General features: G+C 58.1%; 10 protein-coding genes. 6 read left to right on the top strand and 4 right to left on the bottom strand.

Annotated features, from left to right (window positions below; genetic code table 11):
- The first annotated feature begins 174 nt into the window (after positions 1–174).
- Genes coaE through uvrB form a run of 3 tightly spaced genes read left to right on the top strand, consistent with a single transcriptional unit; the run spans position 175 to position 3,682 of the window.
- A complete protein-coding gene (coaE, locus tag DXD48_RS08840; RefSeq protein ID WP_117564883.1) occupies positions 175–816 on the top strand; it encodes a dephospho-CoA kinase in 642 nt (213 codons plus the stop codon).
- Positions 809–1,390, top strand: a complete 582-nt coding sequence (locus DXD48_RS08835; protein ID WP_089573603.1) for a lytic transglycosylase domain-containing protein — start codon at positions 809–811, stop codon at positions 1,388–1,390. The genes coaE and DXD48_RS08835 overlap by 8 nt, the downstream gene beginning before the upstream one ends.
- A 51-nt stretch (positions 1,391–1,441) precedes the next feature.
- A complete protein-coding gene (uvrB, locus tag DXD48_RS08830; RefSeq protein WP_089573604.1) occupies positions 1,442–3,682 on the top strand; it encodes an excinuclease ABC subunit UvrB in 2,241 nt (746 codons plus the stop codon).
- A gap of 65 nt (positions 3,683–3,747) precedes the next feature.
- On the opposite strand, the gene DXD48_RS08825 is transcribed toward uvrB, so the two are convergent.
- From DXD48_RS08825 to DXD48_RS08810, 4 genes are all read right to left on the bottom strand, one after another.
- Entirely contained in the window at positions 3,748–5,388 is a 1,641-nt protein-coding gene (locus tag DXD48_RS08825; RefSeq protein ID WP_117564882.1) for an NAD(P)/FAD-dependent oxidoreductase, read from the bottom strand.
- An 80-nt stretch (positions 5,389–5,468) separates the two neighbouring features.
- On the bottom strand, positions 5,469–6,740 hold the full coding sequence (locus DXD48_RS08820; protein WP_117564881.1) for an NAD(P)/FAD-dependent oxidoreductase: 1,272 nt from the start codon (positions 6,738–6,740) through the stop codon (positions 5,469–5,471).
- Positions 6,741–7,571 (bottom strand): Mrp/NBP35 family ATP-binding protein, encoded by an 831-nt coding sequence (locus DXD48_RS08815; RefSeq protein ID WP_022094864.1) that lies wholly within the window; start codon positions 7,569–7,571, stop codon positions 6,741–6,743. It abuts the gene before it with no gap.
- A gap of 145 nt (positions 7,572–7,716) precedes the next feature.
- A complete protein-coding gene (locus DXD48_RS08810) occupies positions 7,717–9,870 on the bottom strand; it encodes an LTA synthase family protein (RefSeq protein WP_158548973.1) in 2,154 nt (717 codons plus the stop codon).
- Between the two features lie 193 nt (positions 9,871–10,063).
- Between DXD48_RS08810 and uvrA the strand changes: the two genes are divergently transcribed.
- The 3 genes from uvrA (at position 10,064) to murJ (ending at position 15,262) form a co-directional block, all read left to right on the top strand.
- Complete coding sequence (gene uvrA, locus DXD48_RS08805; protein ID WP_117564879.1) at positions 10,064–12,943, top strand: excinuclease ABC subunit UvrA; 2,880 nt, start codon at positions 10,064–10,066, stop codon at positions 12,941–12,943.
- Positions 12,944–13,075: 132 nt separating this feature from the next.
- Entirely contained in the window at positions 13,076–13,576 is a 501-nt protein-coding gene (gene ybaK, locus DXD48_RS08800; RefSeq protein WP_089573609.1) for a Cys-tRNA(Pro) deacylase, read from the top strand.
- A 105-nt stretch (positions 13,577–13,681) separates the two neighbouring features.
- Positions 13,682–15,262: a murein biosynthesis integral membrane protein MurJ gene (gene murJ / locus DXD48_RS08795; protein WP_117564878.1), complete on the top strand. Its 1,581-nt coding sequence runs from the start codon at positions 13,682–13,684 to the stop codon at positions 15,260–15,262.
- Positions 15,263–15,268: the final 6 nt, after the last annotated feature.

The raw sequence follows: 15,268 nt of genomic DNA, 5'->3' as shown, positions 1-15,268 counted from the left end.
TCTGATGACTTGAAGAAGGGGGAGGCCTCGCGGCCTCCCCCTTTTTTGCGTTTTATAAAGAGCTGTAATACAAGAACTCGCCTTCTTTTAGCTTGTCTTACTGTTTGGCTGTATTTTGAGTCCTTCTTTTGTATTTGCGCGATAATAACTCCCATTGGCGTTAGGGAGGACTTGATGTTTACCGTTTTTGTCTTGGGCAATATTGCTTCGGGTAAGTCGACTGCCTGCCGCTATCTCGAATCTCATGGCGCCATGCTTATCGATCTGGACGAGCTTGCCAAATCGCTGTATGTGCCAGGCTCCGATATCGTCAATGCCCTCGCGGAAGAATTTGGCTGGGATATTTTGGATGAGGAGGGCGGCATTCGCCGCAGCATCCTCGCTTCTCGAGCTTTCGCTTCTCCTGATTCGGTCGCACGGCTCAATGGCCTTGTGCACCCCGTTCTCATTGAACAGCTTTCGCTTAGGATTCTCGATCCGGTTTGTTGTACGGTTTCGTCCCCCCGTTATCCCTTTGCGGTTGTCGAGGTTTCTGCCCCGACTGGTTTTGAGGATGCTTTTGGCCTGGCTGATGAAATTCTGGTTATCAGTGCTCCTTTGGCAGTTCGTCGCGAGCGTGCCATTCATCGTGGTATGGAGTCCTCTGATTTTGATGCTCGCTCTGCATGCCAACCTGATGAGGCTTCGCTTTGCAATCTCGCTACGACGGTAATCGATAATGCGGGAGGCGATAATTCGCTCTTTGAACAACTGGACGCATGGCTTGTGCGCCATGGCTTCGGGGATGTAACGGATAAGGAGGAGGCCGATGCCTAAGACACGTTTCTTTACGTGGTATCGCGTTGCGCCACTTGCCGTTGTGCTCGTCTTCGGCTTTATTTCGCTCGTCTACTCGTATGCTCCTGCCGCCTTCTTTAAGCCTTTGTATCCAATTGACTACGAGGCGTATGTAAAGCAATCGAGCATTTCGCACAATCTTGATCCATATCTGGTGTGTGCTGTCATAAAGTCGGAATCGAATTGGGATCCCGAGGCTGAGTCGAATCAAGGCGCTCGGGGATTGATGCAGCTGATGCCCGAGACTGCCCAGGATATGATTGCCAAGGGTCTTGTCGATGGTAGCGAGTATTCCGCCGACAACCTTAACGATCCCGCTACGAACATCGAGTTTGGCTGTGCGTATCTTTCGTATCTTCTAACGTATTTTAACGGGTCGACTGACAGCGCCATTGCCGCCTATAACGCCGGCATGGGCAATGTCGACGGATGGGCGCAGCAGAGCACGTCGCTTCATAATGCAATCACCTTTCCCGAGACGCAGGCGTATCTGATTCGTGTCAATAATGCCTGGGTTCGCTACAAGACCCTCTATCCCGATCGGTTCGTATAGGACTATGCCTGCCGCCTGCGTATACTGCAGATATATGAGTTAGGAGTATCCATGGCGGAATTTGAAGTTGAGCGTGTTGGAGGAGAGCTCAAACGTTTTGGCGTTGAGGGCTCTGAGGTGCCGTTTGAGGTCGTGTCTCCCTATGAGCCTGCAGGTTCTCAGCCTAAGGCCATTGAGTCGCTTGTGCAGGGTGTGAGGGACGGAGATCGCTATCAGGTTTTGCTGGGCGTGACTGGTTCGGGCAAGACCTTCACGATGGCTAAGACTATTGAGGCCCTGGGGAAGCCGACGCTGGTCATGGCTCCCAATAAAACGCTCGCCGCTCAGCTTGCGAGCGAGCTCAAAGAGTTCTTTCCCAACAACGCTGTGGTCTACTTTGTCTCGTACTACGACTACTATCAGCCCGAGGCGTATGTGCCGCAAAGCGATACATATATCGAGAAAGACTCCTCGATTAACGAAGAGGTCGAGATGCTGCGCCATCAGGCGACCGCGTCACTGCTCTCTCGACGCGATGTGATCGTTGTCGCATCGGTCTCGTGTATCTATGGCATTGGCTCTCCTGAGGACTATGCGGGTCTGGCTCCAAACGTCGACAAGAAGGTGCCGCTCGAGCGCGATGACTTTATCCATGCACTTATCGACATTCAATATGATCGCAATGACTATGACCTAGCGCGCGGCACGTTCCGCGTGCGCGGCGATGTTGTCGACGTGTATCCGCCTTATGCCGAGCATCCGTTGCGGTTTGAGTTCTTTGGCGACGAGGTTGAGCTTATTGCCGAGATCGATGAGGTTACCGGTGAGATGCTTCGTGAGTACGAGGCCATCCCCGTATGGCCGGCATCGCACTACGTGACCGAGAAGCCGAAGGTCAAGGCGGCTCTGAAATCAATCAGTGAAGAGTGCGAGAAGCGTGTGGCCGAGCTCAAGGCGACCGACAAGTTGCTCGAGGCACAGCGTCTGCAGCAGCGCACCGACTATGATCTCGAGATGCTCGAGACCATGGGTTTTTGTAACGGTATCGAGAACTACTCGCGTCATCTGGACGGTCGAAAACCGGGCGAGCCGCCGTTTACCCTGATCGATTACTTCCCTAAGGACATGCTCTGCATCATCGATGAGAGCCATGTGACGGTGCCGCAGATTCGCGGCATGCACGAAGGTGACCGCTCGCGTAAGGTGACGCTGGTGGAACACGGTTTTCGCCTTCCTTCGGCACTCGATAACCGCCCGCTTCGTTTCGATGAGTTTGAGGCAAGGATCCCCCAGTTCATCTACGTTTCGGCCACGCCGGGCGACTACGAGCTGCGGGTGAGCCAGAACGATGTTGAGCAGATTATTCGTCCGACCGGCCTGCTCGATCCCAAGATCGATGTGCGTCCGGTTCGCGGTCAGATTGACGATCTTGAGGACGAGATTCGCGAGCGCGTTGCCCGCAAGGAGCGCGTGCTGGTGACCACGTTGACCAAGCGCATGGCCGAGGACCTGACCGACCATCTGCTTGATGCGGGCATTAAGGTCAATTACATGCATTCTGATACGGCGACAATGGACCGTGTCGAGATCCTGCGAACGCTGCGCGAGGGCAAGATCGATGTTCTCGTTGGCATCAACCTGCTTCGCGAGGGCTTGGATCTTCCCGAGGTCTCACTGGTGGCAATTCTCGATGCCGATAAGGAAGGCTTCTTGCGCAACCGCCGTTCGCTGATTCAGACGATTGGCCGCGCGGCCCGTAACGCCGATGGCGAAGTCATCATGTATGCTGACGTTGTGACCGATTCGATGAAAGAGGCCATCGAGGAGACGCAGCGCCGTCGCGAGATTCAGATGGCATATAACGAAGAGCATGGCATTGTGCCCAAGACGGTGCGCAAGGCCATCAACGACATCTCAAGTTTTATTGCCGAGGCCGAAAAAACCGTGGGTTCCAAGGGACGCTCGAAGGGCGACTCTCTTGGCCATGGCGCATTCTATACGCCCGATGAGTCGGGCGAGGGTGGCGTGCCGGAAACGGTGGCGCCCGAGCAGACACTTGCGGAGCAGTTGGAAGAACTGCCGCATGACGAGCTCGTGCGGATCGTCGAAACCATGGAAGAGGATATGCGTAACGCTTCTGCCGCCATGGACTTTGAGGAGGCGGCGCGCCTGCGCGATGCCGTCGTTCAGATTCGGGCGATGCTCGAGGGTGCGTCTGAGGACGAGACGATCGAGCGCTTACGTTCGCAGGCTCGCAAGGGTTCCACGTTCGCATCGGGCAGAAAACGCCAGGGTGCACGGTTTAAGAAATAGCGAACATGCCCCGAGTTCCCTGCGGAGCTCGGGGCATGCGTCTTTTGCGCGCTGGAATTCGTGCGTTAGAGGTCTGCGATCAGGGCTTCGGCACAACGGATGCCGTCGGTGGCGGCGCTCATGATGCCGCCGGCATATCCAGCTCCCTCACCGCAAGGGTAGAGGCCCGGGGTCGACACGGCATGGCATGTTCGGTCTCGGGTGACGGTGACCGGTGAGCTCGAGCGAGTCTCCACGCCGGTAAGGACAGCATCGGAGCGGTCGTAGCCTCGTAGCTTTTTTCCAAGTAGGGGAAGTCCCAGGCGGAGCGACTCGACGATATGCTGCGGCAGGGCTTCGTCAATTGCCGTCCAGGTCACACCGAGCGGATAGGTGGGCTTTACCTTTCCGGGCGCCTTGCTGGCGCGTCCTGCGAGGAAATCTCCGACGAGCTGTGCCGGTGCGTTCCAGTTGGAACCGCCCAGGCGGTAGGCGGCCGCCTCGCAGGCGCGCTGGAGCTCGATGCCGGCGAGTGGGTCATCGTTGGGAAGGTCCTCAGGCGTGACGTTAACGAGCAGGGCGGCATTTGCGTTGCGTCCGTCGCGGGCATTGAGACTGGCGCCGTTGACGCACAAGTGGCCCTGCTCGGAAGAGGCGGCGACAACCTGCCCGCCGGGACACATGCAAAACGAGAACACGCTGCGGCCGTTGGGAAGATGGGCGACGAGCTTGTAGGGGGCTGCTCCGAGGGCAGGATGTCCCGCCGAGGCTCCGAATTGGGCTCGGTCGATGTCGCGCTGCGGATGCTCGATGCGAACGCCCATGGCAAAGGTCTTTTGTGCGAGGACCACGTTGTGGTCCTTAAGGAGCTCAAAAATATCGCGAGCAGAATGCCCGCAGGCGAGGATGAGGTGCTTTGTCTCGATTGGCTCGCAAGCGGTGTCTTGGGACGATTGGACATCAATACCGGTGATGGCGCCAGACGCGTCGATGCGAATGTCGACGAGCTTCGTTCGATAACGGACGACACCTCCGAGCTGCTCGATGCGCTGGGATATAGCGGTGACGACCGTGGGAAGGATGTCGGAGCCAATGTGCGGCTTGGCATCCCACAGAATATCGCGGGGCGCACCCGCCTCGACGAAGGTTTCGAGGATAAGGCGATGGGCGGGATTTTTGGTTCCCGTATTGAGCTTGCCGTCCGAGAAGGTCCCCGCGCCGCCCAGGCCAAACTGGATATTGCTCTCGGGGTCGAGGATGCGCTCCTTTAGAAAGAGGTCGATCGCCTGCGAGCGGCGAAATGCCGGGTCGCCGCGCTCGATGAGCAAGGGCTTAAGACCTGCTTCGGCGAGCGTAAGCGCAGCGAAAAGGCCGGCGCATCCGGCGCCGACAACGACAGGGCGTTCTTGAGGTACGTCGGAGGCGGAGGAGGGGAATGAAGGCTCATCGTCTTCTATCGCGCGTACGCGCGAGCGGTCACGCTCGGCAACGCTGTCGACCGCTTCTCGCTCGAGGTGGGGACTAGTCAGCTCAACACGAAAGCTCAGGATAAAATGGACGTCTCGTTTTTTGCGAGCGTCGATTGACTTGCGGTGGAGCTCGATGGACTTGATCTCGGAGTCCTTGCAACGTAGGACGCGCTTGGCGACTCGCTTGCCAACAATGAGACAGGCATTTTCATCGTCGGCTTCATCGAGCGACGCGTTGACTTGGGTGATTTCGATCATCGAGGTCTCCTTAGAGGCAAGAAAGAGGCCGTCCGGTATCCCAGACGGCCCGAATGCGTTTTTGATTATAGACTGCGCGGCTACAGGCTGCTTGCAGCGCGAATGCCCGAGATCCAGGCCCACGCAAGGTTAAAGCCTCCGCAATCGGCGTCGATGTCGAGCGCTTCACCGCAGACGTAAAGCGGGGCGTCGACAACGCTGCGCGCGCGTAGGCTGGGTGTTGAGATGCTCTCGACAGATACGCCACCACGCGTGACCTGCGCTGAGCGCTCCTCGGCTGTTCCCTTGACGAGCAACTTAAAGTGCTTGAGGATCGAGACCAGGTGGATGACATCGTTGGAGCCTGGATGGCACTGCTCGAACGCTGTGCAGACGACGCGGGAGAGTTGCGGGGCGAGCATGCCGTCGAGCCAACGGGGATCGCGGGGCGAAAAGCCGCCGAGCAGCTCAACGCGCCGGTTGAGCGTATCGAGCAACTCGTCTTTGGAGAGGTCGGGGAAAACGTCGAGCAGGATCGTATCGCCGTGCTGGATACGACGAGAGAGGTTGAAGACAGCGACGCCCGAGATACCGAAGGTTCGAAACAGCACTTCACCGTCTTCGTGCCAGAGCTCATTATGATTGCGGGCGAGCGTCAAGCGGGCGCGGACGCGCAGGCCATCCAACGTCTTGAGCGCCGCCCGATCGCCAAAGACCGTTGCCGATACGGGGCAGAGGATGGGGCGCAGCGAAGTGAGGGGGAGGCGAAACGTATCGGCGATACCGGTGGGGTTGCCGCCCGTGGCGATAATTACGGCATGTGCCTGCAGGGCCACGTTCTTGCGAGGGACATCAGCGAGCGCTTTCCGAAGCGAGCGGAGCTCCGATTTTCGGTCGTCGTGCTTTTTTGCCTTGAGCGCCCGCGCTGGACGGTCTATTTGGAGTGCCCAGCCTTCGGAAGCTTTGTGCGCCGAGGCAACGTAGGCTCCGCAGATTAAGGTGATACCTAGGCGGTCGCAAACGTTGAGAAGCGCGTCGCGCACCGATTCGGCGCGAAGGGAGCGCGGGTACAGCCGGCCTTCCTCGGAGGTTGTCATGATACCCAGCGAGGAGAAGAAACCCATAAGCTCTTGTTCGGGCTGGGGGCCCATGACGGATGTGACGAATGCTGGGTGGTTATACCGCTGAGGATCGATCGATTCGTTGGAGAGGTTGCAGCGGCCGTTACCGGTCGCAAGGAGCTTAAGGCCGCAGGCGACATCGCGCTCAACGATGCAGACGCTTTTGCCAACGCGTGCGGCCGTAATGGCGGCGGCGAGGCCTGAAGCCCCGCCGCCGATTACCAGGACGTCATAGAAGGCGCTCGCGTTCACTTAGGCCTCGTCGGTCTCGTGCGGGGTAATAGCCTCGACGGCAGAGACTGCCTTGGGCAACATGCCATCGGGCAGCGCGGTCTCGACCTCGCCCTTATCGCAGGCCTCGGCGAGTGCCGGATTAATGGGAAGCTGCCCCAAGATGTCGAGGTTATAGCGCTCTGCGACCTCGGGGAGCTTGCTCTTGCCAAAGACCTCGATCTTCTTGCCGCAGTCGGGGCACTCAATATAGCTCATGTTCTCGACAATGCCCAGAATGGGGACGTTCATCTTCTCGGCCATGTTGACCGCCTTGGCGACGATCATCGAGACCAGATCCTGCGGGCTCGTGACGATGACGATGCCGTCGACGGGCAGCGACTGGAAGACGGTGAGCGCGACGTCGCCTGTTCCCGGAGGCATGTCGACCAGCAGGTAGTCGATGGGGCCCCACGAGGTCTCGCTCCAGAACTGCCTAATGGCGCCTGCGATGACCGGACCGCGCCAAAGGACGGGGTCGGTCTCGTTTTGGAGCAGCAGGTTGGAGCTCATGACCTTGACGCCGTGCTCGGAGATTTCGGGCAGCATAAGGTTGCCAAGGGCATGGACGTGGCGTCCACTCATACCGAACATCTTGGGGATAGAGGGACCGGTGATGTCGGCATCGAGGACGCCGACCTTGTGGCCGTGACGGGCAAGCTCGGTGGCGATGGCACCGGTGACAAATGACTTGCCGACACCGCCCTTGCCGGAAAGCACGGCGATGACGCGCTTGACCTCGGACAGCGTGTTCTCCTCAAATTGCGACGGCGACGTTTGTCCGCCGGCGGCCTGTGCGTGTTCGCAACCCATGTATGACTCCTTTGTATATGCTGGGGCCGGGGCCCCGCGATGTGACACGAGCGTCATTGTACCCTCGTTTGCGAGCGGGAGTCATTTGCGATGCGTTTGGGCCGAGCGTGCTTGCAATACGATGGGCCCAAGCGAATGGGCGGGCTTACTGAACTTTGCTGGCGAACTCGAGGTATTGCATGCGCTGCAGCTTGTCGATCGTCGAGGCGTAGGGGCTGTCTTCCGATTCCAAGTCGTAGCGCAGCCCGTCGGCACCGAGATAGCCGGCGACATTGATGGTGGGCACATCTGACCTTGTCGCAAGCAGGGCCTTTTGGTAATTGGTGAGCGGGGCGCCGATCTTATTAAGGGTAATGGCTGCAATCTCGTTTGCCCCGACGGTGTCGTAGACGTTGAGCTCGGTATTGCCGGCGATCTCATAGTTAGCCCAGACGAGATATGTCGACTGATAGATACGGAAAGCGTGGCTTGCCGTATCTTCCTGAGGGTACAGCCCGTCGTTGAGAGTCGTTGCGGCGCTCGGCTGATGGTCGCCAAAAAAGACAAGAACAACCGGTCTGCCGATGTTGCGGAGCTCGTTGATAAAGTACTCGAGGTCCCGGTCGGATGCGTTGATGCAGGTGAGATAGGTGTTGAGCGCGCTGTTGGCGCCTTCGCTGGCTCCCTCGACCCAATAGTTTGTCAGCTCTTCGGCGGGAACGGTGCCATCGTCGTAGCCGCCGTGATTTTGCATCGTGACGTCAAAGATGAACTGCGGCGCTTCGTCGGTTCTAAGCAGGTCGAGTATCTTGTCGTAGGTGGCGTAGTCGCATACGCCGGCATGGTAATAGGGCGCACCTTCGAAATCGCCGATTGAAAGAAAGTCTCCAAAGCCCAGCTGCTGATAGATTTTATCTCGATGGTAGTTGACGGGGTTTTGCGGGTGCATAGCGGTAGTGGTATACCCAAGCTCTTTAAGGTCCTTTGCCAGGCTGTTTACGCCATTCATCTGATACAGCTGATAGGGGATCTTGCCTAATCCGACAAAGGCCGTTGTCGCTCCGGTCAAAAATTCGAATTCGGAGTTCGCCGTTCCGCCACCGGCGACCGAAGCGAGCATGGTGCCGCGAACAAGTGTGTCGGGAAGCGAGTTGTAGAATGCGGGGCCGAAGTACCCGGCCGCCTGGAGCTGCTCAAAGCACGAAAGGTCGCTAAAACTCTCGTTCATGACGGCAACAATCGTCGGCTTGATTTCATTGAACTGGGCAACGGCCGCCGCGCGCTGTTCGCTCGAGCCATATGTGCTGTCGTAGACGGCGGCGAGCTCCTGCTCGATGCTCTGCGCCTCATCGGGCGTATAGTCTTCGGGCTTCTCAATGGGCAACTCGTTGACCATTTCGGTGAACGAAGTGATAAAACCCTGAGACGCATACGTGGTGATGGGCTGCCAACGGTCAAATCCAAAATCCAGCGCCTGCTCCAAGTCGATGTTGGAAAAGCCTGAGAGCCCCACAACGGTCACTAGCAGAAAAGCACAGAGGTTAGCGGCGATAGCGGGGAAGACATGGGTGGGCGTACGGAGCTTTCGCGGTCGGATGAGCGAAAGAAGCCCCAGGGAAATCTCCAGCAGGGCGAGAGAGGTTACGATTCCGGCGGTAAAGGTAAACTCGTATCCCTCGCTCACTTCCATTGCGGTGCCAAGGGCCAAGATATCGCTTGGCAGGATGGCTTCGCCTTTAAACGTTATGACGAAGTGCTCGGCAATGCCAAGGACGCAACAGACGACGGGCACGAGGACCATGACGCCTCCATGACGCTGTCCCAGCAAATAAAGGGAGAGCAGAACCGTCGCGAGCAACCCGACGGAAAACCCGAATGAGTTGGCGGGAATGCGATAGAACGTTTCGTTGCAGGCAATTTCGATTGAAACGAACGAGAGCGCTGAAACAGCGGCGATGACAAGGATGTCGCGGCAAATACAGGCAACCGTTCCCGTCGCAAGGTCGGTTTGGTCGATAAGTCCCGAAACCAAGGGCTCGACAAGAAGCATGACGGCGGCAGCACCGAGCGCCGAATAAGAAAGGACCCATAGGGAGCTGCCCTCATTTACGAGCGATTGATTCGTAATCCATGCAGCTACCACGCCGAGCGGGATGAGGAGCGTCGCGCACCAAAAGACGCGGGCAATGGGTGGCTTTTCGTTGCGTTTGATTGAAAAATACACGCGCACGACGACGGCGGCCACGATAAGGACGGCGATGAATATGGGCAGATTGGCCATGTCGCTCGAAGTGATTTCAAGGGGGATATCTTCGGTCATGGACGTTCCTCTGGTACAGCAAATTAAGTTCAGTATTAGATTACTGTAACCTTTCCACGGCATTTCGAGAAACAAAGCGCCCGATACGCAAAGCTAAAGGTCTGCGAATCTTGTATTACGAACATCTGTGCGCGTCGAGTGCGCTAAACTCATCGGCAGTATGATTCGATGCAATAGGAGGCAAGGAGCTTCCATGTCTGATTCCTCTATCGTTATTCGCGGCGCTCGTGAGCACAACCTCCGTGATATCGATGTTTCCATTCCGCGTGACCAACTCGTGGTCATTACCGGTCTTTCTGGCTCGGGCAAGAGTTCGCTGGCATTCGACACTATCTATGCCGAGGGCCAGCGTCGATACGTCGAGAGCCTTTCGAGTTATGCGCGCCAGTTCTTGGGCCAGATGGACAAACCCGACTTGGATTCAATCGACGGCCTTTCGCCGGCGGTGTCGATCGACCAAAAGACGACATCTAAAAACCCTCGCTCGACGGTTGGCACCGTAACCGAGATTTATGACTATCTGCGTCTGCTGTTCGCCCGTGTGGGCACCCCGCACTGTCCCGAATGCGGCCGCGTCATTGAGCGCCAGACGACCGACCAGGTCGCCGATAAGGTCCTGGCGGCGGGGGAGGGCCGCCGCGCGTTTGTGCTGGCACCGGTGGTGCGCGGGCGAAAAGGCGAGTACACCAAGCTGTTTGAGGACCTTCGCGCCGAGGGCTTTAGCCGCGTGCGTGTCGACGGCGAGGTTCGCTCGCTTGATGCCCCTATCGATTTGGATAAGAAATTCAAGCACGATATCGAGGTCGTGGTCGACCGCATCGTGATTCGCGAGAACTCGCTGGGCCGTATTGCCGAGTCCGTTGAACAGGCGACTGCGCTGGCGCACGGCAATGTGAACGTATACTTGCTGCCCGACCGCGACGCTCCCGAGGGGACCGAAGGCGAGTTGCTGGAGTATTCGCTGGCGTTAGCGTGCCCGGAGCATGGACACTCCATCGATGACCTGCAGCCGCGTGATTTCTCGTTCAACGCGCCCTATGGCGCGTGCCCCGAGTGCGATGGCCTGGGCTTTAAGAAGACGGTCGATGCCGAGGCCCTAATCGAAGACCCCTCGAAGTCGATCGCCGACGGGGTCTTTGGCAGCCTGTTTGGCAACTCTAACTACTATCCGCAGATTTTCGCTGCGGTCTGCAAACACTTTAAGGTGAGCGTCGATACGCCGTGGGAGGATCTGCCTCCGCGGGTGTGTCGTGCGTTTTTAGACGGCATGGGCGACCAGAAGATTTCGGTCGACTATCAAAAGCTCGATGGGCGCCGCAGCCAGTGGGACACCAAGTTCTCGGGTGTGCGCAATATCCTGTACGAGCGCTATACCGAGACGACGAATGAGAACACCAAGGCGCGCTTGGAGAAGTACATCCGCGAGGAGCCGTGCTCGAGCTGCCACGGCGCTCGTTTGCGCCCCGAGATGCTCGCCGTCACCGTGGGCGGCAAGTCCATTTACGAGGTTTGTTGTCTGTCGTGCCGTGAGTCGCTCGAGTTTTTTGAGGGCCTGGAACTCACCGAGCGCCAACAGTTTATCGGCGGACGCATCGTCAAGGAAATCCTGGAGCGCCTGCGTTTTCTGGTCGATGTCGGACTCGACTATCTGACCCTCGATCGTGCCTCGGCGACGCTTTCCGGAGGCGAGGCCCAGCGCATTCGCCTGGCAACGCAGATCGGCGCCGGCCTCATGGGTGTCCTGTACATTTTGGACGAGCCATCGATTGGCCTCCATCAGCGCGATAACGAGCGCCTGATCAAGACGCTTGAGCGCCTACGCGATATCGGCAATACCGTCATCGTCGTCGAGCATGATGAGGATACGATTCGTGCTGCCGACTATGTGATCGACATGGGCCCCGGCGCGGGCGTGAACGGCGGACACGTAGTCGCGGCGGGAACGCCTGCCGATATCATGGCGTGTCCCGAGTCGATGACGGGCGCTTATCTGACCGGCAAACGAATGATCCGGGTTCCCGATGAGCGCCGCAAGCCCGGTCGCGGCTGCCTTAAGATCACGGGCGCCCGCGCCAACAACCTCAAAAACGTTACCGCCAAGATCGAGTTTGGTACGCTTACGGTCGTTACCGGCGTGTCGGGATCGGGTAAGAGCTCCCTGGTTACCGACACTATCGCACCTGCCCTTACGAATGCCATTCACCGTTCGACGCGCCCTGTGGGTCCGTATAAGAAAATCGAGTGCATCGAGTGTATCGATAAGGTTATCGATATCGACCAGTCGCCGATTGGCCGCACGCCGCGTTCCAACCCTGCTACGTACATTGGCCTGTGGGATGATCTTCGCGCGCTGTTTGCGAGTACGCCGGAGTCGAAGGCGCGCGGCTACTCGCCGGGACGTTTCTCCTTTAACGTGAGCGGCGGTCGCTGCGAAGCATGCAAGGGCGACGGACAAATTAAGATCGAGATGCACTTCCTTCCCGATATCTATGTCCCCTGTGAGGTCTGCGGCGGCAAACGCTATAACCGCGAGACGCTTGAGGTCACCTACCGTGGTAAGACCATCTCGGACGTGCTCGACATGAGCGTCACCGAGGCACTGGCCTTCTTTGGGAATATCCCGCAGATTAAGCGCAAGCTCCAGACGCTGTACGATGTAGGCTTGGGCTACGTGAGCCTGGGCCAGCCCGCTACGACGCTCTCGGGCGGCGAGGCGCAGCGTGTGAAGCTCGCCAAGGAGCTTCATCGACGCCAGACGGGCAAGACGTTCTATATTTTGGATGAGCCGACGACCGGCCTTCATTTTGAGGACGTCCGCCAGCTGCTCGATGTGCTGCAGCGCTTGGTCGATGCGGGCAACACGGTGCTGGTGATTGAACACAACCTTGATGTCATCAAGGTTGCCGACCGCCTGATCGATATGGGCCCCGAGGGCGGTAACGGCGGCGGAACCGTCGTGGTTTCGGGCACACCGGAGCAGGTTGCGGACTGTCCGCAGAGTTATACGGGCAAGTTTTTGGCGCCGTTGCTCAGGCGTGACCGGGAGCGTCAGGCTCAACTTGATGCTCAATAAATAGGCGATTCAGTTTATGGGCGCCATCGACTCCTTGTGATTCGATGGCGCTTGCTGTGTCGAAGTGACGTATGCAGCCGAATTGGACATATACTTAATCCTTGCGTCCGAATGCGAGGGAAAGGATATGCCATGGCAAAGGCTGTAAAGACGCCAAAAACCAATGCGATGCGCGAGCTGGAAAGCGCCGGCATTTCCTATGTTCTACATACGTACGAAGACGATGGTGATGAGTCGGCGGGCCTGGGGGTCGCGATTTCGGAGCAGCTTGGCGAGGAGCCCGGACAAGGATTTAAGACCTTGGTCTGCGTGACGCCGTCCAACGACCACGTCGTGTGCTGCATCCCTGTTGCCGACGAGCTCGATCTAAAGTCCGCCGCGCGTGCCGCGGGGGAGAAGTCCTTGGCCATGATGCATGTGAAGGATTTGCTTGCGGCGACTGGCTACGTTCGCGGCGGCTGCAGTCCGGTCGGTATGAAAAAACGCTACCGGACGCTCATTGATGAGACATGTGTCCTTTGGGATACCATTTTTATTTCGGGAGGCAAGCGTGGTTATCAGCTTGAGCTTGCACCTGATGATTTAATTGCATTTTGCGGGGCGACGGTCGCCCCGATTACGAGAGAGGACTGAGCGATGCCGCAGGAAGAATTGAAGTGCGGAGCTCATTTTGCAAAAGAATCTGCGCCTCAGACACCCTCATCCGAAGCTTCTTCGTCGCGAGACGACACTGACGACATGGGCTCGTCGGACTACTCCACGGTTGGTCGTTCCGCCGGGCTTATGACCATCCTGACCATCGTGTCTCGCGTCACCGGTTTTATCCGCACGTGGGCAATGGCGGCCGCTATCGGCATGTCGCTGCTCTCGTCTTCCTATCAGGTCGCCAACAACCTGCCCAATATGCTCTACGAACTCGTGATGGGCGGCATGCTCGTGACGGCGTTTTTGCCCGTGTACATGGGCGTGAGGCGTGAGCAGGGTCGCGAGGCCTCTAACGAGTACGTGGGCAACCTGCTCGGTATTCTGCTATTGGTGCTGGGTGGCATTTCGTTGCTGGGGACCGTGTTCGCCCCGGGCTTTATCTGGACGCAATCGTTCCTTTCGGGTGACGGCGGCAGCATGGATACCGCTGCGTTCATGTTCCGTTTCTTTGCCATCCAGATTCTGTTTTATGGTTTGGGCTCGGTGTTTTCGGGCGTCCTCAACGCACACCGCGACTACTTCTGGTCGACGTTTGCCCCGGTCCTCAACAATGTGATCGTCATTGCGAGCTTTATGGGCTTTGCGCCCGTGTCCGCACAGTTTGGCGAACGTGCCGGCATCATCTTGATTGCGGCCGGTACGACCCTCGGTGTCTTTGTTCAGATGGCATGTCAGATCCCCGCGCTTGGCAAGCACGGCGTGCATCCCCATATCCATATCGACTTTAAGGACCCCGCACTGCGCCAGACGATTGCGCTCGGTATCCCGACGCTGCTCGCCACGGTGTGCATGTTTGTCTCGACTTCTATCACCAACGCTGCTGCGCTGGTGGTCCAGCCCGAGACTGGTCCTTCCGTCATCGCCTATGCGCGCCTGTGGTACACGCTGCCCTACGCGCTGATTGCCGCCTCGCTTTCGACGGCGCTCTATACCGAGCTCTCTCACGACGCACAGGAGAAGGATTACGACAGCGTCCGCACGGGCATTTCGCGTGGCGTCGCCCAGATGCTGTTCTTCCTGATTCCATTCGCGCTGTACCTGATTGTCTTCGCGCGTCCGCTCAACATGATCTACTGCGCTGGCAAGTTCGATGAGTCCGGTGTGGCGCTGGTGTCGGAGTTCCTTATCTACCTGGCACTTTCCCTGCCGCTCTACGGCGTGGTCGTGCTGATGCAGAAGAGCTTCTCTGCCTTGCTCGACATGAAGCCCTATAGCCGCTATTGTCTGTATTCCGCCATCGGCCAGGCCGGCTCGGTTCTGCTGTTTGGCGTTGTGCTGGGCTTCGGTATGCCGGCAATCGCGCTTTCGTATGTCGTCGACTACGTGATCTTGGTCGGTTGCTCGCTGTGGTGGCTGCGTCGTCGTCTGCGTGGTCTTCAGGTTAAATCTATCCTGCATGGCGGTTTCTTTGGCCTTTTGCTCGGTGGCCTGGGTGCTGCCGCAGGCGCCGGCGTCATGTGGGCGCTTGAGCACTTTGTCGGGGCACTTGGCGGCTCGATTCTGATTACTCTTGGCTACGTTTGCGTTGCGGGTGTCGTCTCGCTTGCTGTTACCTTTGGCCTTGCCGTCGTCCTTAAGATGCCCGAGGTCTCGGCGCTGATTCGTCGCAAGTAGGTGCGC

This window comes from Collinsella sp. TM05-37 (genome assembly GCF_003436455.1).
GTDB lineage: Bacteria > Actinomycetota > Coriobacteriia > Coriobacteriales > Coriobacteriaceae > Collinsella.
Note: the sequence above shows the minus strand (reverse complement) of the source record. Positions and strands in the feature narration are given on the sequence as shown.

Coding starts and splice junctions, on each gene's coding strand:
- uvrB (WP_089573604.1), top strand. CDS start 1,442: ATGGCGGAATTTGAAGTTGAGCGTGTTGGAGGAGAGCTCAAACGTTTT.
- DXD48_RS08835 (WP_089573603.1), top strand. CDS start 809: ATGCCTAAGACACGTTTCTTTACGTGGTATCGCGTTGCGCCACTTGCC.
- murJ (WP_117564878.1), top strand. CDS start 13,682: ATGGGCTCGTCGGACTACTCCACGGTTGGTCGTTCCGCCGGGCTTATG.
- ybaK (WP_089573609.1), top strand. CDS start 13,076: ATGGCAAAGGCTGTAAAGACGCCAAAAACCAATGCGATGCGCGAGCTG.
- DXD48_RS08825 (WP_117564882.1), bottom strand. CDS start 5,388: ATGATCGAAATCACCCAAGTCAACGCGTCGCTCGATGAAGCCGACGAT.
- DXD48_RS08815 (WP_022094864.1), bottom strand. CDS start 7,571: ATGGGTTGCGAACACGCACAGGCCGCCGGCGGACAAACGTCGCCGTCG.
- uvrA (WP_117564879.1), top strand. CDS start 10,064: ATGTCTGATTCCTCTATCGTTATTCGCGGCGCTCGTGAGCACAACCTC.
- coaE (WP_117564883.1), top strand. CDS start 175: ATGTTTACCGTTTTTGTCTTGGGCAATATTGCTTCGGGTAAGTCGACT.
- DXD48_RS08810 (WP_158548973.1), bottom strand. CDS start 9,870: ATGACCGAAGATATCCCCCTTGAAATCACTTCGAGCGACATGGCCAAT.